Genomic DNA, 18,617 nt, shown 5'->3' with positions numbered 1-18,617 from the left:
AAGCATTAAGAATGAGTCAACTTTGGCGGTGACAGATAGAACAGACGCATTATTGCCCAAGTAGCCCCTTTGTCGTAAGCCTTTCCGGCAGGTATTTTCATGGCAATCTCTTTGGAGTTATAAATTTCATTATTGCAGGCCTCTATGGGGCAACGAACAAGCTGATGCTCATAATCATCCGAATCTGTGATATATACGCTCGTCACCTCATTCTCGTTATTTACTTCCGCTCCCCAAAGAGTGATTGCATGCAACATCCCGCCAACACCTACATGCGTTTTGATGTCGACACCGATGGCTGCCCCTGTTTTAAGCCGTTTGATCAGACTTTCGGAGAAGACGCGCAAAGCTTCTTTCTCCGTAGTCATCTTTCCCCAATCATCATAAGAGAGAAAGAACCTCTCGCCGTATTCCAACTGTCTTCCTTGGATTTTCTTAAGATAGCCGCCTGTATTGGGCACAGGATAAGCATGACCGGTAATGTCGGCATTTTTCCCTTCTACGTACCAGAGCAGACCGTTAGTAATGTTTCCCCCATTATTCAGGTTTACAAATTTGGTGATGGCGTCATCAAATATAGCCGATCTGTATGGGCCTATACCTTTTCCGTTGGGAGTACCTTCGGGTAGTTTACAGCCCTCTTCGATATATCTGTCTTGCCACCACTGAAGCATATTGGAGGCTGTAATAAGCCAGCAGGCCATAACGTCCTGCGGCCTTTTCAGTTTATCTACATCGTGCCAACCATGCTCCACCGTCACTCCTTTAGCAAAAACATGATGCTCCATAGAGGCGGAATTGTCTGTCTTGTTCTCTTCGGGTTTTTCTTGTCCGATTTCAACTTCAGGTTGTTTTTCCCCGAAATATTCATCATGCTCACAACCGGTCAACAGAAGTTGGTAGAGCGAAATGAGGAATAAGACCGCACAATAATATACCTTGGCAAATTGTTTCATAAAGTCCTGTATCGTTGTTTTTATATTCATACTCATGTTATCATCGCAGATAATCGGCGCAAAGGTAGTTATTTAGTAGGACGGATCATTATAAGATGCGTGCAAATTTACACACATACTTGGCTTTGTCTTATTCTGAGGTTCACCGGACGACAGCAATACTTTAAAAACAAACAAATCGTTTTTTGTATATCACATATGGTTTTGCCGTTTCTGCAGAAGATAGATGTTCAAACAAAAGGCTCCAATCACGGCTAAAAGGAAAGAGCCCGGTGCCATACCGGACTCTTTCAAGATAGTTTAAAGACTGTTTAATAATTTACTGCCCAACTTACGGGGTTCATATCACCAGTATACTCTTGATTCACTGCCTATTTAAAATTGGCACTAAAGAATATTCCTGCCGGGAAACGCGTATAGTCTTCGTAATTAGCCTTAAGGGGAGAGGGTAATTTTTCATCGAAATTGAAAACACTGATATTGTTTATCGTAAAATCCCAACCGAATCCTTTAATCGTATTTATGTATACATCACCGGTGATGGGATGAACGCCCGGTCCATTATAAACCATATTTGCATTAGAAACCAATGTTTTAGTATCTATCATTTTCTTTGATTCTCCTGTACTAAAGATATGACGATAAATCACAGGGCTTCCTCCGGAATAATATAATGTGTCTCCTTTTGCAGTTATACCGGGCGTAGACCAAAAACCATTGCTCACACGTCCTTCAGTAATTGCATTTTCTTTGAGGATTGTGAAAGTTTTGCTATCTACTTTAGAAATTTTATTGGGGTTTCCGGTTGTGGATACCCATAGATTACCGTCTTTTGACGTTATTACCCCACTAATGGCAGCCCCCATATCAATGGTATGTACGATTTCTTTTTTATCGGCTTCAAACACGATGAGTTGTCTCGATTTAATCACGAATACTTTATTGTTTGCCACAGCCATACGGTTTTTAGCGGCTCCCCTTGTATTTGGTATAAGGGTTAATTCTTCGGTTTTACTGTTGAATAAACTTACTCCTTGGTTGTCCCTGATAAAAACATTTTCGTCATTTAATACGGCAAGGTGCGTCGGCCAACTCAATTTGTATTTACCATTTTCTTTAAGCACCTCATCGTACACCGCCACTCGCTTCATTGTCTCAGCATTTGCTACCACAAGCATTCCTTCGTTCTTAAATACGGTTCCGGTTGCAGCTACCGTTCCGTTTTGCGAGATAATCCATATTTTCTTATCTTTAATGAAAAGGTCTTGTGTTACGTTGCCCAGTTCTTGTCCGTTTATATTGGCGTATGCTTTATCAAAAACGTGTCCGCTTGAAGAAATAAAGATGAGTGAGCCGTTTTCGGTGGTCATATTGCCTTCGTTGAGAATAAAGGCACCCATTGGGTCGGTAAATCCTTGTGCCGCAGCAATACTTATTTTGGCAACAGCCATAAACACCAACCCTTTTTTGTCTAACCCGCGCAAAACGACTTCGTATACACCAAATTTTGCGTCTTTCGGAATGGAAACATTTACATATTTATCAGGACGGTGGAGGTTTACCCGCCATTGATTCGGCTTAGTGGTAATTTCCATTGCGTCTATATTGGCGAATTTTATTCTCAATCGCAAATTCTCTCCGGGTTTTCCTACAAACATTTGTACGTTTTCGGGCAACTCAAAATATAAAAACGTATCGCCAACTTTGGGAATTACGATTGTTTTTCCATCTGCCAAAACAAAGGTTACTTCACTTTCATTCTCTTTCACTTCTTTGAAAAAAGAATCTCCCTCTGCTTTTATATCTTTTCCGTTCCCGTCTTTTATGCGGATGTTGTTCACCGTCCAATAGCCTTCGGCATCAATTCCCAACTCGGGAGTATTGCCCGGCTTTCCCTCTTTTCCCGATACGGGCAGTTTATGATTGTTCTTATCGAGTAAAAATTCGGTTTTGCCGTTGGTGGTAATTGTCCAGTAATACACGTTTTCCGATTCTTGAATTCCGATGACAGGTGCTTTTTCACCATTGAGCACTTCAATAGCGGCACCATCGTTAAATGTGATTTTATATCCTTTGTCATCGGCAAGTTTTTTGACATTGGTTATTACCTTGCCGGCATTCAACGCATCGACAACGGTTTTCAGCGATGTCGTTTGTTCTTTCAACGATTTTATATCGGTTTTCATTTTTTCGATTTCCTCTTTCAAAAAAGAATCGTCATACGAGCAGCTAAACAATACGACACTGCTGAGCAAAATAACTAAGAAGTTTGTTAGTTTTTTCATTACGAGTAATTTTTAATTGTTTGACTATATGTTTTGTATTAATTCAATGCTGCGGGAGTAAATTTATTTCCGAGCGGACGCCCTGTCCATATACTCATATCATCGAGGTATGACCATCCGTCCCAACTGCCGTTTACAAGTTCGCGGCTCGAAGCTCCCCAATTAGAGTATTGCCATTCTTCTTCTTTCGAATCTTTTACCCAATAACTCCAATAGCCTTGGTACCAACCCGACCGCCAATGGTCTGCCGGGTCTGAATATCTCCAATTGTCATAGTTATAGGCATTTGTAACAACGATTCCATCTATCGGATAATGTGGATTTGTACTATCTTCATCGTAAATTAAATAATGTGCCCCCGTTTGGTTAATATTGTATCCTAATCCGGCAATAGTATTGCCCATCGGTCCGGTCATATGAGTAAGAAATATCAGGCGAGGATCTGCTTTTACAATTTCACGTATCATATCAAATCCATAAGCAGTGCCATTCCATTTATAGCCCCATACCAAAGCATCGCTCGTTTTCCCATCGTGCCATTCAATAACCATTGCAGCTTTGTTGGTTCCTGTGCCTGCCCAAAATTGGATGTCGTCCATTGAGAAACCCGGATCGCCCCCATTTAAAGAAATCATCACTGAGCGGGAAGACTTCTTGATATTCTTTACTTGCGATTTTGACACCTCATAAGGATGTCCCTGTACTGTAAGTATCTGTTCGGATCCCGGAGCAACAACATCATTATCCGTAGAAACGATGTTTTCTTTTGAGCACGATGCAAATACGATCAGTGCTGTCAATGTCAAAAATGAGAATATTTTTTTCATTGTGACAATATTTAAATAATTAGTGATTTGATTTATAATCAGTCTTTTATTGTGTCAATATTTACTCCAAGCATATGCAGATCTTCCCCCCGTTGTACCTCAGTAGAAGTTTCCCCCAACCATCCGTTTTCTTGGTTTACACCGTTATATACTTTCACAAAATCAATACCGGGCAGGTTAGCAGGGTTGCCGTCTTTGTCAATAGCCCAATCAATGTCAATGGCCGAACCGTCTCCCTGATTCGGTTGGTTGTCCACATACCCGTATCTGTAGCCGTAGAGAACAAAATAAACTCCGCCAGAATTTATGCCGGGATTAAATTTGCCTTCATCCACGGCATTTTCGGCGAGACGTATTCCTTTAAAAGTCATTTTGTCTTCTTTTATCCATCCCGGATAATAGCTTTGCTTATGATACACGTTTTTTATCTTATAGCCACTATGATTTTTATTATCTTTCCAGCGGATATAGTCTTTTATAATCGTAAATGCTAATGGATTATCGGGTTCTGCATATATTTCGGGTTCTTCTTTGGCCGGACGGTAGTAGGTCATCTCATAATCCCGATATACATTCACATCGTTTCCGTTATCTTTTGCAATGGTGTACCACGGTTCATTTCTCGCCGAAAAATTTCCACTTCCCTTTATTTCGCACCACTCGTCTTCATCAGGTTTGCCATTTTTGTTTTTATCGTAAGCCACCATAATGATGCCCGGCTCGCAGCTGCCGCCAAACGGTGCACCGGGACGTTTGTTATCGTTAGCACCAAAAGCATTTCCGTTTATTCTAAAGTCTCGCTTGCCTTCTACATTTATAATCGTATGGTCAAATCCAAAAGTTACATAGCCTCCCCATCCACCAAGGGTTATCATAAAGGCGTCTTCTCCCACGATCCACTCTCCGGCTTTCCGCACCATATCTTCGTATGTGTCGCCTCTGGCATATTCAGGAAGCTTATTCACAAACTGTCCGGGTGCAGGACGGTAATCAAACACGCGTGCGATGTATGGTGACGGACTCTTAGGAAGATTGACTACTTCTATTTGGACGATTTCCGAGATTACGTTATCACTGGATACCTCTAATGTGTAGGATCCGGGCTCTGCTGCAACAAACATCGGCTTTTTCTCATTAGTAAGTGAAATCCGATACAGTTCTGACGGGGCCTTTATTATTGACAATTTCAGGTCTTGGGGAATGGACTCAAATGATGTAAAATCAAAAAGCAATACATTGTAAGCTGTTGTTTTTATATCTTGAGTTTTAATCTCCACTGCAATAGATATTTGCTTTTCAAACGAACCATTTTCATTTGTAACTTTCAGGGTAAGAATATAATTGCCTGGTTGGGCGGCTTTGAAAGTGTATTCAGGAGTATCCGCCACTTCTTTTCCGTTTAGTGTCCACGAATAAGCTACTTGCGTATCGCTTGCAACAGATGGACGTAGCACCAAACCAATTCCGGGAGCAATTTCATATTTCTCATTAATATTCGAGATAGCCGGTGCAAGCCCTTTCTCTATTACTGTAATTAATATTTCTTTTTGAGTAGTGCCACCTTTGTTGGTTGCTTTCAGCACGAGCTTATAACTGCCTGTTTTTTCTGCATTAAATGTGTATTCTGATTTACTTGCAACGCTTTTCCCATCCAACAACCAATCAATGGCTATATTGCCACTTCCCGTTATTTCGGGCTTTAACAACAAATCGGTTTCAACCGTTACGGCATACTCTTCTTTTAAACCGGTGATGAAAGGAGGTTCATCTTTTTTCAACACTTTTATGGTTATTCTTTTCTGATCTGAACCACCTTTGTTGGTAGCCGTAAACATTATGGTGTAGTCGCCCGTTACCGATGCTAAAAATGTGTAACCGGATGCGGTTGATACTTCTTTGCCGTCCAGCATCCAACGATAGGAAACGCCTTCCTTATTGTCTATCGTAGGCATCAGGGGCAGTTTATCGCCTTCCACAACGGCATATTCTGCCTCCAAACCTGATATTACGGGGGCAGCAGGTAAAATTTCATCTTTATTGCACGAACTTATCAGCATCGCAAATAAGAACAGGAATAAGCTAGTTTTTTGTTTCATGTTTTTTGTTTTTTATGGTTGAGGAAGAAGTACAAAATGAGCAGGAATGTTACCTGCACGCACTTTCCATTTCATTCTGCCGTAACGGTCAAAGCAATATAATGCACCCGGAGTCACAAAATTACCGGCATCGGTAATGTAAATATCTTTCGTACCGGGATGCACCATAATGCCATAAGGCATTTCAATCTGTTTGTCTGTACCATCGGTAATAATATTTTTTGTAATAACCTGATGAGTTCTTGTATCCACTATCCCATAAGAAAAAGTCCATTCTTGTTTATTGATATAGCTATATTCAGCTCCATACACGTACAAAAGGTCATCATCTATCCAATAATGAGTTGCGGCAACAGCTATGGTATCGGTAACCCGTTGTTGTTCTTTGTCGAGAAAAAACAAGCGTGAAGGATACCCTTTGTAATCGCCACGCGAACTTACCCAAAGATTTCCTCTTTTATCCGCCTTTATACGATGCAGGTTCCAAGCCACAGGAATCCTCTTTTCTTCCTTAAAGGTAGCTATGTCGATAACTGAGACTGTCCGTTCGTATCCTTTTAAATCCCCGGCACCCATATACCCACCGGAATTGGCAACGTATATTTTACCGTCAACTATTTCCAGTTCGTCGGGTTGAAAACCTACTAAACAGCGATCAATAACTTTCAGAGTGGCGGTATCCACTTTTGCCACATAACCTAACTGTTCGTAATGTGGGTCAATTTTTACTGGACCGGCATATGAAGTTACATAAGCATATTGTTTATGGAATTTAATGTATCGGCAGTTGGGAATTTCTATCTGGCCGATGCGTTTGGTGCTTCGGGCATCCATTACCTCTATTTTATTGGAGCAATTGATTACTGCATAGAGCTTACTGCCGTATATACCGATGTCGTTACCCACATCTCCCATCTCTTTGGGGACAGTGGGGTTGATTTCGGCGTAAATATTACGTTTGTAAATACCTTTTTCGAAGTCAAGAAAATCAAGGGTACATTTATTGGTGCCCATATTGCCCTCGTTAAGTAGATAAAACCCCGCGTGGGTTTTTGCCGACTGTAAATCAGGTGTTAACTGTTTTTCTTCCGAAAGAACCATTTCCACATCGCCACGGCAAGAGGAAAGCACAGCAAGAAAAGCAATGAATAAGGTTCCGGTTTTTAATAGACACAAGCATTGCATCTCCACTAATAACATCATATTTCAAGTGTTAATGAAAGTTTGTAATTTCTACCGGGCATGGGATAATTAAGTACTACTTCGTAATTCTGATTGTAGATATTATTTATCTCTAAAGCTGCTCGCATATTTATCTTTCTTATTGTAAATTTCTTACTTATTGTCATATCGTTGGTGTACCAAGGCTGTTCATAATCCTCAAGAATATTTGCCGAACTGTGATAACGCTCGCCCACGTATATAAAGCTGTAATTCATTTGCCAAGATTTGTACGTAAGTGCGGCCACAACCGATCCGTTGTGCCAGGGGATATACGCAATTTGACCGCCGTAGGTCAGTTCTTGCAAGAATGGATTTTCCCGGTTAGTGAAATCTTGTGCTTTTTGATAGGTGTATGTCAGACGAAGATTGAATAGCAAATCTTTGAGCGGCTCAATGGTTGTGGATGCGGAGACATCTACACCACGAATTTCCACGCAGCCCAAGTTCATCATCATCCATCGGTATTGCCCAGTGCCTTTGGGTACGGCAACAATTTTATCAGTAACTTCGTTGTAGTAGGCATCGGTTTGAAATTCCCAATGCTTGATGATGTTTTTCTCGTATGATTTTTCGTATCGAAATCCCACATTATATTGATGAGTATACTCCGGTTTAAGTTTGATATTGCCAATATCGGTATAGTAGAGGTCGTTAAACGTAGGCATTCGGAAAATATGTTTGTAAAAAGCGCGGATGTTGAAGTTCTGACTTTTGAATGGTTTGTAGGATACAAAAAAGGCAGGGGTAAATTCACGTTTATCGGGTGCGGCTTCAACATTGTCGTCGGCAGTAGTGTTCCCCGATCTGATACGTTCGCGCACGAAAGTAGCCAACATACTTCCCTGCATTTTTACTTTACCAAGGTCGGCAGCACTTGCCAAAGCAACAAGCGTAGTGAGCCGTTTCGGAAAAACAAAACCGTCTAAATCGGAGGTCAGCGTGTTGTACTGCACATCTGCAGACAGCACAGCGTCCCAATTGCGAGTGATGGAGTATTTATTGCTTACAGAAGCATATACTTCTTTCTGCTTAAAGGTATTGTCGATAAGCATCAGCGTAGTGTCGGGATTAAGGTAGTGCATATAGTCGTACGCAAACTTGGCGTTAACCAAAATATCGTATTTTGGAGTAATGCTTTTCTGAAAAACCCCTTGCGTGAAGAAACTTCTATCCCATTGGCGTTGCGAGTTTTTCCATTTGTTGTTCACAATGGCTCCGGGTATACCTCGTTCCGAATCGTAGAAATAGGTTTTCACCCGCCAATACCCTTTGGGTATTGTTCCGAACAATCCTCCTTCAAAACGGACAGAATAGATATCGCCGTTCTTCCTCACAGCAGTGGTATCGTACATCACTTCGCGGCTGTTAGGATAAACACGTTTATAACGATATTTGTATTTTCCGGAAGCGCTGATATACTCACCATTTATGGAAGCACTCAGATTGTCGTTTATTTTGTATTCATAAAGCACAGAGGGGTTTATGAGGTCGAAAGAACCGCCTTTGACAGAGGTGCGCAAATTGTATCGTTTGTTTTCCACAAAACGAGGTGTACGCGAACGTAAATAGACTGTGGCTGACGAACCGAAATCTTTTCCGGGTTGAAAGATATTGCTTTTTTGCCCGTTATACAACGATATCTCTTCGATGTTTTCGAGCGAGAATTTGCCCAAATCGATTTGTCCATTCTGTGCATTGCCCAGCTGAATGCCATCATAGAAAACACCCACGTGATGTGTGCCCATACTGCGAACGTTCACAGTTTTCAACCCACCAATGCCGCCGTAGTCTTTAAGTTGTACGCCTGAAAAATAGCGTATGGCATCGGCTACCGAAAACGAACTGAGATTTTTGAGTTGTTCACCCGACAGTTTCTGGACGGGAATCACCTCCTTCATCAAGAGGCTGCCATAAACTACAAGCTCATCCAATTGGAGAGACATTGCCGTTGAATCTTTGTCGGATTGAGAAGTTACGAGCTGACCGGGTATTTGCTTGGACTGATTCACTCCAGTTTGTGCAAATAGATTTCCTGCCATAATCAATAATAGTCCGATTACAAGACAAGGTGTGATTTTCTTGCATAAATTCATTATTTGCCGAAAATTAAGCTTTCGGGAAGTGGGGTATTGAGAGAAATTAACGCACGTGTAAAATGTTTTTACAAAGGTAGAATAACCCAAATAATGAAATAAAAAAACAGCCGTAGCGTGCGTTTTATTTAGTACTTCAAGCTCCAACTTCCCGAAAGCTATGAAACATTTAATCTTGGCAGGTCTTCTGACTTACTCGTCCTTTGTGCCTCCTTCCCATCCCGATAATCAGGACAGTGGATTTGAATATTGCACAAGGATTTTGGTTGAGCTTACAGCAGCGGGTCTGTTCAGGATTTACACCTGATTCCCTTTTCACCATTCACCCCAAAGAATATATAGGGCGGATGACACCAAAAAAACTGGAAACAAAGATATGAAAGATATTTTAGAATTCAAGGAGTTTTTGTATTTTTATTCTATGCCGTACAGAAACCTCTTTTCTCCGAAAGAAGAGTAAATGCCCGAAGATTTGAATAAGGTATTGGCTGTGTGCGAGCAATTGTTTAGGTGTATCTCCATTAGGCAGGGTAAAAACAACGTAGGATTTCCGGGAGGTAAAGTCTTTTTTTCAACCTTGTCTTTCGCGAATTTCAGAATCTTATCAAAACTGAGAAGTTGTTTTGAATTATGGAATAATCATTTAATATATTGTTTATCAGCTTGTTAATTAAATATTATTTCTTAACTTTATGGCTATCAAGACATAAGTTACGAGTAATTATCCAACCAACCTGACTGATAAACAGTAACAAGTTATAAAAAATATAGTAGAAATCAACCAAAGGAAGCAAAAAAAGTCATTACGTGAAATGATAAATGTTATGATCTACATAACCAAGACCGGCTACCAGTGGCGTATGCTTCCCAAGGAATTCGGTCCTTGGCAAACCGTTTACTTCTATTTTCGCAAATGGAAGTTGGAGGGACTCTTTGAGGAATTGATACACCATCTTCGCGAATCGGTTCGAAAAGCCTTTGGCAAAGCTTCAGCCCAAGCATTGGACTCATAGACTCCAAAAGCGCGAGAACTTCTCATCACATAGACAGTAGTGAGTATGGTATTGACGGTGAAAAGAAAGTCAAAGGCAGAAAAGAACATATCATTGTTGATACTCTGGGATTACCAATGGCTGTAAAAATTCATGCAGCCAATATACATGACAGCGTAGGGGCTATCGAACCTATAAAACAGCTTCGGTATATAGTTGCTCCTTAAAAGCGTATAGTTATCAGATATTCAGTGAAATAATCTCATAAACAGTTGTATTTTTTGCAATATTTTGTCTCTTTAGGTACTAAAACTCTGCAAATTATGTTAGGGAAATTATCGGAAAAAGGACAACGCGATCTGTTTCGCCCGATGCTGAAAGACTTCATCGATATGGGGCATGAACTCGTTCTTTTGGCAGACAAGATCGATTGATCATATTTTGAGGAAGAATTTACTCCTTTGAATTCACAACGGGGTGCACCAAGCATTCCCATCCGTTTGATGGTCGGCTGCCTGCTTTTGAAGCACCTGTACAATCTTGGAGTGAGGAGAACGTGCGAAAGGCCTCATTGCAGCAGAGCTTTTGAAGCACCTGTACAATCTTGGAGATGAGCACATTCTCGAGTATTGGGTTCGGAATGTTTATTTCCAGTACTTTTGTGGATGTGAGTTTTTCGAACATGAGTTTCCTTTTGACCCGAGTAACTTTGTCCATTTCCGTAACCGTGTGGGAGAAGAAGGGATAGGGAAAATATTCGCTTACAGCGTACAGCTTCACACGGTAAAAAGTTGCCGGGACAAACCGGTTTTGTCCTTTCAGACACCACTGTTCAAGAAAATAACACCACCTTTCCTACCGATGCCAAGCTTTGCAAAAAGGTCATCGACAAGTGCAATGCCATTGTCGATAAGGAAGGGATCAAGCAGCATCGGAGCTATATACGTGAGAGCAAACGGTTGGTTCGGGACACATACAACGGTAAGCATCCCAAACGTAAGAAACGTACCAGCAAGGCCAAACGTCGCTTGAAAACGATAGCCAATATCCAACTTCGGGAACTTGAACGTAAAATGACAGAGGCACAAAAAAAGCAATACGAACAGACCCTTTCAATCTGCAAGCGTGCAGTGAATCAACAGAAAAACGACAAGGACAAAATCTACAGTCTGCATAAACCCTTTACCCGCTGTATTGCTAAGGGAAAGGCGCACAAGCAATATGGGTTCGACAATAAAGTGGGGATGATAATCACGGGTAGAAAAGGGCGAAAAATTATCACGGCTATAAAAGCATTTTTGGGAAACCCTTACGACGGGGCGATACAATAGAACCACTACTTGCACAGATGGAAGCCGGTCGGTTGAAATTACCCCAAGAGTTGATTTATGATCGAGGCGGAAAGGGGGCGCAAACAAATAAGGGGTGTAAGCATCATCACTCCCGGTAAACCCAAAGCCAAAGACACCCCTTGTCAAAAACGGCAGAAACGAAACAAATGCAGAGCCAGAGCGGCAATTGAACCTATGTTCGGACATCTTAAAAGGACCTCCGTATGGAACAGAATTACCTGTGATCTGAAAAAGGCATACAAATCAACGCTTATCTGGCTGCAACTGCCTGGAACTTGAAGAAAATGATGGAAAGACTAAAAGAAAATTTTTTATATTTTAGTTTCCAATGGTTTTTCCGCCAAGATAAAATGAAATTTTCAGCATAATTTGAATTTATAAGGAACGACTATATAAATTCAAAACAACTTCTTAACAGACAGCAGGAACTTCTTATGAGTATTCTAGGTATCGGTAAAACCATTGCAGTGTATGTCATCATTGCTACAAAGGGATTTACATCGTTCAGCAATTCCAGAAAGTTTGCATGATATGCAGAAGTCGCACCTTTTTGAATACACTTCGGGAACAACTGTCAGAGGAAAAGCCAGAGTGAATCCCTTGGCTGATAAGAAAATAAAGGCAATGCTCCACCTTACCGCCATTAATGCAATAAGAACTGACAAGGAACTAAAAGGTTACTATCAAAGAAAGAAAAAGGAAGGAAAGCACTCTCTATTAGTACTGAATAATGTAAAATTCAAACTAATAGGGAGAATATTTGCAACCGTCAATAAAAATACAAAATTTGTTAATACAATTAAATTCCCAGCATAACAAGTTGCATATCTCCATAGAAATACGTTAATAGCTAACGAGTTGGGAGTAGATAATTATGGTTTAGCGGACAATAATAATTTAAAGGGAACGAAATCTCTGATTAAAATAAACAGAACTTTTATCTGAGCACCGTACTGCTGCCGGTTGAAGCACGCAAAGCCCTTAGCTGAGCACAATACTGCCGGTGGTTGAGACAAGCAGAGCTTTTACCTGAACAGAATACTGCCACCGATTGAAACAAGCAGAACATTTATTCGAACGAAACGAAACCACTCTCCTGCAACAGCGGCTTTTGTCCTCCCCCACCACTGCATTCCACAACTCATCGAAGAGCCCCGCTACAATAAGAAAAGGCTGTAACCGCCATCGACAGCCACAGCCTTCATCCAATCATATATTAAAAGTATATTTATTATTCAGCCAACTTATTGTCTGAGCCCAACACGTTGATGATCTTGTGCTTGTACAGTTTCTCCATGCTGTCGCGAGCCGGTCCCAGATACTTGCGGGGGTCGAATTCGGCCGGTTTCTCAGCAAACACACGACGAATAGCAGCCGTCATAGCCAGACGTGAGTCGGAGTCGATATTGATTTTGCAAACCGCAGATTTAGCAGCTTTGCGCAACCACTCTTCGGGAATACCGATAGCAGCCTTCAACGCTCCACCGAATTTGTTGATCGTTTCCACCTCTTCCTGAGGAACGGAAGAAGAACCGTGCAGAACGATGGGGAATCCGGGCAACTCCTTCATCACAGCATCCAACACGTCGAATGCCAAAGGAGGAGGAACCATACGGCCTGTTGCCGGATCTACATGACATTGTTCCGGAGTAAATTTGTAAGCTCCGTGAGAAGTTCCGATAGAAATAGCCAAGCTGTCGCAACCGGTCTTCGTAACGAAATCAACCACTTCATCCGGCTCGGTATATGTATGGTGGTCTGCGGAAACATCATCTTCCACACCGGCCAATACACCCAGCTCGCCCTCTACAGTCACATCGAACTGATGAGCGTATTCAACCACTTTCTTGGTCAACGCAACGTTTTCGTCGTAAGGAAGGTGAGAACCATCGATCATAACCGAAGAGAATCCCATATCGATACAAGATTTGCAGGTTTCGAAAGAGTCTCCGTGATCGAGGTGAAGAACGATTTCCGGCTTTTCGCATCCCAGTTCCTTTGCGTATTGCACAGCGCCTTCCGCCATATAACGCAGCAAAGTCTGGTTGGCATATTGACGGGCTCCTTTCGAAACTTGCAAAATCACCGGAGATTTAGTCTCGACTGCAGCCTTGATGATGGCTTGCAACTGCTCCATGTTGTTGAAGTTGAAAGCAGGGATAGCATATCCGCCTTTGATAGCCTTTGCAAACATCTCTCTGGTATTTACCAGGCCTAAATCTTTGTAATTAATCATTTTGTTTAAAGTTTATTGTTAGTGAATAAAATTCTACGCAAAGGTAGGAATAATCCTTTTAATAGAAAAAAGAGAACGTGGAAATATCTCATTGATAATAATAATTTAATCCTATTTCAATATATTAAAAGATATTTCCGCGGGTTATTGCCACCTCTGCGTGGCAAACTTTTCTTTTTGATTCTTTTTCTTTGCTATTTCGTTGAAATGCATTATCTTTGCGCACTGAAAAATGACCATTACACTATTTCTTACCAAAATAGTAACAGAATATATAATTTTTAAAAGCAGATACTGAAATGAAAAAAGGTCTTCATCCAGAATCATACCGTCCGGTAGTGTTCAAAGATATGTCAAACGGCGATATGTTTTTGTCGAAATCAACTGTAGCAACTAAAGAGACCATCGAATTCGAAGGTGAAACATATCCGTTGCTGAAGATTGAAATCTCGAACACGTCACACCCGTTCTATACAGGTAAATCTACGCTGGTAGACACTGCCGGCCGTGTCGACAAGTTCATGAACCGCTACGGTAATCGTAAAAAGAAATAATTCTATCTTTTTAGAATGAGACGAAGGGATTGCCCGGCATACGGACAGTCCCTTTCTCTTTACCTCTCCAGTGGAAATGCACCGCTTTCAATGCCTCAGCCTTTTGCTTTCAAACGTCGGATAAAGGACCACAGGCAACAGAGAAACCAAAGCCAAAGCATGCCCCGTGCTTCGTCTCCGGAAAACCAGCCACAGATTTGCGCAAGATGAAGAACCCCAACTGTCCGCTTTCGAACTGAGAATCCGAGTAGAATGCCATCCAAAAGCCTCTCAAAGCAGAAATAAAGACAAGAAAACCACACCCGCTGCGAACTGCGCCGGAAGAGATGAACCAGCACCTGCATATCTGCCAGAATTGAAATTTAAATCAAGCAATTGCCCTCTCTTCATTCAATACGGAGGTTTCCCTTAAAGAACATAGCTCCACCTCAATCTACATAGGCAAGATCCGGAATAAAGGAAGCCTGAAATATGAAGTCGCCAAACAGCGTGCCGATGAAAGGAAACGCCCGTAACGGAACGGAAATGGCAAATAACAACCGATTTCAGCCGATTCTCGGAGTTTTTGTGTAATTTTGTGGTACGATAAACTCTAAAAAGAAATTACAATGAAAATATTCCCTACCGGCAGTATAAAAAAGCTGGACGCATATACCATTGAACATGAACCGATTGCATCTATCGACCTGATGGAGCGGGCTGCGCAAGCCCTTACCAAAGAAATAACCGAAAGATGGGGCACGGAAACGCCGATAACATTTTTTGCCGGACCGGGCAACAATGGAGGAGACGCGCTGGCTGTGGCCCGGATGATGGCGGAGAAAGGATATAAAACAGAGGTTTTCCTTTTCAACATCAAAGGAAAACTTTCGCCGGACTGCCAAACGAACAAGGAATTGGTGGAGATGATGGAGGAGGTGGATTTTCATGAAATCAGCACACAGTTCGCACCCCCGACACTGACTGCCGAACATCTGGTAATCGACGGTCTGTTCGGTTCGGGACTGAACAAGCCGTTGAGCGGCGGATTCGCGGCGGTTGTGAAATACATCAACGCCTCACCGGCAACGGTGGCGTCGATCGATATTCCTTCGGGCCTGATGGGAGAAGAGAACACGTTCAACGTCAAAACCAATATTATTCGCGCCGATGTCACTTTCAGCCTGCAATTTCCCAAACTGGCTTTCCTGTTTCCCGAAAACGCGGAGTTTATCGGCGAATGGGAAATATTGGACATCGGGTTGAGCAAGGAAGGCATCGAAGAAATCGAGACAGATTACGAAATACTGGAAACGGAAGACATCCGCTACCTGATGAAACCAAGGAACCGGTTTGCCCACAAAGGAAACTTCGGGCACGCTCTTTTAATCGCCGGCTCGAAAGGAATGGCCGGCGCTTCGGTTTTGGCGGCTCGCGCTTGTCTCCGCTCGGGTGTGGGACTGCTTACGGTACACGCTCCGGCATGCAACAACGACATCCTCCAGACAGCTGTTCCCGAAGCAATGGTGGAAGCAGACGGAAGTGAGACATGCTTCGCCTCGCCCACCGACACGGACGACTACCAGGCCGTCGGCATCGGACCCGGATTGGGGCGAAGCGCGGAGACGGAGATGGCGTTGCTCCAATTGTTGACACAGTGTCAGACTCCGATGGTGCTGGATGCCGACGCGCTCAACATCATCGCCAATCATCGGCATGAGCTGACTCATTTGCCCAAAGGATGCATCCTCACGCCTCACCCCAAAGAGCTGGATCGTCTCGCAGGCAAATGTCAGGATTCTTACGAGCGTCTGGCCAAAGCCCGCGAACTGGCGCAGACTGCCGACGTACACATCATTTTAAAAGGGGCTTACTCTGCCATCATCACTCCCGAAGGAAAGTGCTACTTCAACCCGACGGGAAATCCGGGCATGGCGACAGGCGGTAGCGGAGATGTGCTGACCGGAATTGTTTTAGCCTTGACCGCACAAGGATATACGGCGGAAGAAGCGTGCAAAATAGGAACATACATACACGGACTGGCGGGAAACCTCGCGCAAAAGAAGAAAGGAATGACGGGACTGATCGCAAGCGATATCGTTTCCAATCTGCCAAAGGCCTGGCAATTGATAGGCGAATAAAAGAAAAAGTCAGCCTCTTTGTCACGACCTATCTTATACACCGCCGGCAATTGACAGGCAAATAAAAGAAAAACCGTAAGCGAATAAACGTTAAGAACTTAGCGGTTTATGCGGAACTTCATTAACTTTGTTTTTTTAAACCAAGAAAAAGAACCGAATATGAAAAAGTTAATTATAGCGACAGGCCTGCTGATGGCAACTTCTGCCCATGCGCAAACGGAAGTTCTCACAGGAGTGACTCGCGGAAAAGATTACGGCGTGGTATACATGCTGCCGAAAACTGAAATCGAAATTGAAATAAAAGCGAAGAAAATCAGCTATACGCCCGGAGAGTTCGGCAAATATGCCGACCGCTACTTACGTATGTCCGACGTTCCCGTCGTTGCCGAAGAATACTGGGAGCTGAGCGGGATAAAGGTCAGATCGGCGGGAATCCCCGATAGCGAAGCGACTTACTTCGTCAAGATGAAAGACAAGACAGTGGCTCCCCTGCTCACGCTTACGGAAGACGGAATTGTGGAATCGATCAATGTACCCTATGGCGGAGGAAAAGAAAAGAGGATGGAGCCGCTTGTTGCGGCAACACGCCGAAAGACGAATCCGCGCGATTTCCTCACCGAAGAAATTCTTATGACCAACTCCACCGCGAAAATGGCGGAACTGGTAGCCAAAGAAATATACAACATCCGCGAAAGCAGAAACGCACTTCTCCGCGGGCAGGCCGACAATATGCCGCAAGACGGCGCCCAGCTGAAAATTATGCTCGACAACCTGAACAAGCAGGAAGAGGCGATGACGGAAATGTTCTCCGGCACACGCGATGAAGAGGTCAGAACTTTCACGGTCCGCCTGACGCCTGACAAAGAATTCGACAAAGAAATAGTTTTCCGTTTCTCCAGAAAATTGGGTATAGTAGCCGTTAACGACCTCGCAGGCGAGCCTTACTACATCAGTCTGAAAGACCTGAAGAAAATAAACATCCCCGAAGAAGACGAAAAGAAAAAGAAAAAGCTCGAGGGGATAGCTTACAACGTGCCGGGACAAGCTTTGGTGACACTGACAGACGGCAGGAAGAAACTCTACGAAGGAGAAATACCCGTCACTCAATTCGGGATTGTGGAATATCTGGCTCCGGTATTGTTCAACAAGAACTCTACCATCAAAGTCTATTTCGACACTTCTACCGGAGGGTTGTTGAAAATAGATCGGGAAGACAACAGATAAAAACTTAAAACGAAAAAGACATGGGCGGCGAAGGACACATGCTTGATATGATCCATCGGCTCCGTCAAGGAAGAGAAGCTTCTCGCTTAAACCGCGAACGGAGAAATCAGCAATTGAAGAAGATGCAGATGGGGAATTCTCTTTCCATGCCGGATACTACGCCCGAAGAAATGGAATACATCATTAAAGAGACGAAAATAAAAAAAGAAAAAGACGCGCGCTACTTCACATGGGGAACCCTCATTATATTCGGTATCACGGTAGCCCTGTTCTTTATTCTATGGAAGCTTTTCATTCAATGACGGTCAGTTTTATAAAGCCGTCTTTCCGCAACTGAAAAAGAAAAGAAGCAATACGCGACTCGTAGCCCGCTTCGTTGCCGAAGTGCGCCGCGAGTTTTTCTATAATTTCACCTGCCGTTCGTCTTCCGTCTATAAGTTCCCATACAGCCGCTCCATGTTTCTCCAGACGAACATGAATTTCTTTCGATACGCCTTTCGGCAGTAAATAACGATTTATCCACGCATTCTTAAAACGAGGAAAGGAGAGAACGGTCTCCTCTCCTTCCTTACATGTTGTGATGCGCGGACTACGACAGGGAATAACCTGCAACAGATTCACTTTCTCTTTAGAAGCCATAGCCATTCAAAAAACTGTT

General features: G+C 42.8%; 17 protein-coding genes, 2 pseudogenes and 1 riboswitch. Of the genes and pseudogenes, 11 read left to right on the top strand and 8 right to left on the bottom strand.

What is annotated here, in order from left to right; translation table 11 throughout:
* Positions 1-5: 5 nt before the first annotated feature.
* From GGR07_RS00440 to GGR07_RS00415, 6 genes are all read right to left on the bottom strand, one after another.
* Positions 6-986 (bottom strand): IdeS/Mac family cysteine endopeptidase, encoded by a 981-nt coding sequence (locus GGR07_RS00440; protein ID WP_034542630.1) that lies wholly within the window; start codon positions 984-986, stop codon positions 6-8.
* Between the two features lie 341 nt (positions 987-1,327).
* Positions 1,328-3,241 carry a DUF5074 domain-containing protein gene (locus tag GGR07_RS00435; protein ID WP_021644855.1) on the bottom strand — a complete coding sequence of 638 codons (1,914 nt, stop codon included), beginning with the start codon at positions 3,239-3,241 and terminating at the stop codon, positions 1,328-1,330.
* 38 nt (positions 3,242-3,279) lie between these two features.
* Positions 3,280-4,068, bottom strand: a complete 789-nt coding sequence (locus GGR07_RS00430) for a hypothetical protein (RefSeq protein WP_021644856.1) — start codon at positions 4,066-4,068, stop codon at positions 3,280-3,282.
* 38 nt (positions 4,069-4,106) lie between these two features.
* Entirely contained in the window at positions 4,107-6,125 is a 2,019-nt protein-coding gene (locus GGR07_RS00425) for a PKD-like domain-containing protein (protein ID WP_260168013.1), read from the bottom strand.
* 51 nt (positions 6,126-6,176) lie between these two features.
* Complete coding sequence (locus GGR07_RS00420; protein WP_034542684.1) at positions 6,177-7,349, bottom strand: YncE family protein; 1,173 nt, start codon at positions 7,347-7,349, stop codon at positions 6,177-6,179.
* A gap of 14 nt (positions 7,350-7,363) precedes the next feature.
* Positions 7,364-9,427, bottom strand: coding sequence for a TonB-dependent receptor (locus GGR07_RS00415; RefSeq protein WP_051322488.1), 2,064 nt, complete (start codon positions 9,425-9,427; stop codon positions 7,364-7,366).
* A 214-nt stretch (positions 9,428-9,641) separates the two neighbouring features.
* Positions 9,642-9,854: riboswitch (cobalamin riboswitch) on the bottom strand.
* A gap of 451 nt (positions 9,855-10,305) precedes the next feature.
* On the opposite strand from GGR07_RS00415, the gene GGR07_RS13830 reads away from it, so the two are divergent.
* The 7 genes and pseudogenes from GGR07_RS13830 (at position 10,306) to GGR07_RS00395 (ending at position 12,641) form a co-directional block, all read left to right on the top strand.
* On the top strand, positions 10,306-10,494 hold the full coding sequence (locus GGR07_RS13830; RefSeq protein ID WP_231381858.1) for a transposase: 189 nt from the start codon (positions 10,306-10,308) through the stop codon (positions 10,492-10,494).
* Positions 10,422-10,700: a transposase gene (locus GGR07_RS14025; RefSeq protein ID WP_317616689.1), complete on the top strand. Its 279-nt coding sequence runs from the start codon at positions 10,422-10,424 to the stop codon at positions 10,698-10,700. The genes GGR07_RS13830 and GGR07_RS14025 overlap by 73 nt, the downstream gene beginning before the upstream one ends.
* 276 nt (positions 10,701-10,976) lie before the next feature.
* Positions 10,977-11,087 (top strand): hypothetical protein, encoded by a 111-nt coding sequence (locus GGR07_RS14135; protein ID WP_338065891.1) that lies wholly within the window; start codon positions 10,977-10,979, stop codon positions 11,085-11,087.
* Positions 11,059-11,223, top strand: a pseudogene (locus GGR07_RS13815) (transposase); the annotation flags it as partial. The gene GGR07_RS14135 and the pseudogene GGR07_RS13815, both read left to right, overlap by 29 nt.
* Positions 11,224-11,264: 41 nt before the next feature.
* On the top strand, positions 11,265-11,804 hold the full coding sequence (locus GGR07_RS13810) for a hypothetical protein (RefSeq protein ID WP_256680625.1): 540 nt from the start codon (positions 11,265-11,267) through the stop codon (positions 11,802-11,804).
* Between the two features lie 455 nt (positions 11,805-12,259).
* A pseudogene (locus tag GGR07_RS14130) lies at positions 12,260-12,304 on the top strand (hypothetical protein); the annotation flags it as partial.
* Entirely contained in the window at positions 12,297-12,641 is a 345-nt protein-coding gene (locus GGR07_RS00395; protein WP_122056537.1) for a transposase, read from the top strand. The pseudogene GGR07_RS14130 and the gene GGR07_RS00395, both read left to right, overlap by 8 nt.
* 415 nt (positions 12,642-13,056) lie before the next feature.
* On the opposite strand, the gene GGR07_RS00390 is transcribed toward GGR07_RS00395, so the two are convergent.
* Positions 13,057-14,061 carry a class II fructose-bisphosphate aldolase gene (locus GGR07_RS00390; protein WP_021644499.1) on the bottom strand — a complete coding sequence of 335 codons (1,005 nt, stop codon included), beginning with the start codon at positions 14,059-14,061 and terminating at the stop codon, positions 13,057-13,059.
* A gap of 299 nt (positions 14,062-14,360) precedes the next feature.
* Here GGR07_RS00390 and GGR07_RS00385 point away from each other — a divergent pair, with 299 nt between their 5' ends.
* The 4 genes from GGR07_RS00385 (at position 14,361) to GGR07_RS00370 (ending at position 18,261) form a co-directional block, all read left to right on the top strand.
* Positions 14,361-14,615: a type B 50S ribosomal protein L31 gene (locus GGR07_RS00385; RefSeq protein WP_034542636.1), complete on the top strand. Its 255-nt coding sequence runs from the start codon at positions 14,361-14,363 to the stop codon at positions 14,613-14,615.
* Positions 14,616-15,223: 608 nt separating this feature from the next.
* Positions 15,224-16,735 (top strand): NAD(P)H-hydrate dehydratase, encoded by a 1,512-nt coding sequence (locus GGR07_RS00380; RefSeq protein ID WP_122056536.1) that lies wholly within the window; start codon positions 15,224-15,226, stop codon positions 16,733-16,735.
* 159 nt (positions 16,736-16,894) lie between these two features.
* Entirely contained in the window at positions 16,895-17,959 is a 1,065-nt protein-coding gene (locus tag GGR07_RS00375) for a DUF4831 family protein (protein ID WP_122056698.1), read from the top strand.
* A gap of 20 nt (positions 17,960-17,979) precedes the next feature.
* The gene (locus GGR07_RS00370; RefSeq protein ID WP_021644506.1) at positions 17,980-18,261 is read left to right on the top strand and encodes a hypothetical protein; all 282 of its coding nucleotides are present in this window, start codon (positions 17,980-17,982) and stop codon (positions 18,259-18,261) included.
* Here the strand turns inward: GGR07_RS00370 and GGR07_RS00365 are convergent.
* Positions 18,251-18,598, bottom strand: coding sequence for a PqqD family protein (locus GGR07_RS00365; RefSeq protein WP_034542685.1), 348 nt, complete (start codon positions 18,596-18,598; stop codon positions 18,251-18,253). The two genes, GGR07_RS00370 and GGR07_RS00365, sit on opposite strands and share 11 nt — an antisense overlap.
* Positions 18,599-18,617: the final 19 nt, after the last annotated feature.

Source organism: Bacteroides pyogenes, assembly GCF_014196225.1.
GTDB lineage: Bacteria > Bacteroidota > Bacteroidia > Bacteroidales > Bacteroidaceae > Bacteroides > Bacteroides pyogenes_A.
The sequence above is the reverse complement of the archived record's forward strand: the minus strand, read 5'-3'. Positions and strand labels throughout refer to the sequence as shown.

What these genes read in the sequence shown, in the direction of transcription:
- GGR07_RS00390 (WP_021644499.1), bottom strand. Translation starts at nt 14,061, where the DNA reads ATGATTAATTACAAAGATTTAGGCCTGGTAAATACCAGAGAGATGTTT.
- GGR07_RS00440 (WP_034542630.1), bottom strand. Translation starts at nt 986, where the DNA reads ATGAATATAAAAACAACGATACAGGACTTTATGAAACAATTTGCCAAG.
- GGR07_RS14135 (WP_338065891.1), top strand. Translation starts at nt 10,977, where the DNA reads ATGGTCGGCTGCCTGCTTTTGAAGCACCTGTACAATCTTGGAGTGAGG.
- GGR07_RS00365 (WP_034542685.1), bottom strand. Translation starts at nt 18,598, where the DNA reads ATGGCTTCTAAAGAGAAAGTGAATCTGTTGCAGGTTATTCCCTGTCGT.
- GGR07_RS00385 (WP_034542636.1), top strand. Translation starts at nt 14,361, where the DNA reads ATGAAAAAAGGTCTTCATCCAGAATCATACCGTCCGGTAGTGTTCAAA.
- GGR07_RS00430 (WP_021644856.1), bottom strand. Translation starts at nt 4,068, where the DNA reads ATGAAAAAAATATTCTCATTTTTGACATTGACAGCACTGATCGTATTT.
- GGR07_RS00375 (WP_122056698.1), top strand. Translation starts at nt 16,895, where the DNA reads ATGAAAAAGTTAATTATAGCGACAGGCCTGCTGATGGCAACTTCTGCC.
- GGR07_RS00380 (WP_122056536.1), top strand. Translation starts at nt 15,224, where the DNA reads ATGAAAATATTCCCTACCGGCAGTATAAAAAAGCTGGACGCATATACC.
- GGR07_RS00425 (WP_260168013.1), bottom strand. Translation starts at nt 6,125, where the DNA reads ATGCTGATAAGTTCGTGCAATAAAGATGAAATTTTACCTGCTGCCCCC.
- GGR07_RS00415 (WP_051322488.1), bottom strand. Translation starts at nt 9,427, where the DNA reads ATGGCAGGAAATCTATTTGCACAAACTGGAGTGAATCAGTCCAAGCAA.
- GGR07_RS00370 (WP_021644506.1), top strand. Translation starts at nt 17,980, where the DNA reads ATGGGCGGCGAAGGACACATGCTTGATATGATCCATCGGCTCCGTCAA.
- GGR07_RS00420 (WP_034542684.1), bottom strand. Translation starts at nt 7,349, where the DNA reads ATGCAATGCTTGTGTCTATTAAAAACCGGAACCTTATTCATTGCTTTT.
- GGR07_RS00395 (WP_122056537.1), top strand. Translation starts at nt 12,297, where the DNA reads ATGTCATCATTGCTACAAAGGGATTTACATCGTTCAGCAATTCCAGAA.
- GGR07_RS13830 (WP_231381858.1), top strand. Translation starts at nt 10,306, where the DNA reads ATGATCTACATAACCAAGACCGGCTACCAGTGGCGTATGCTTCCCAAG.
- GGR07_RS00435 (WP_021644855.1), bottom strand. Translation starts at nt 3,241, where the DNA reads ATGAAAAAACTAACAAACTTCTTAGTTATTTTGCTCAGCAGTGTCGTA.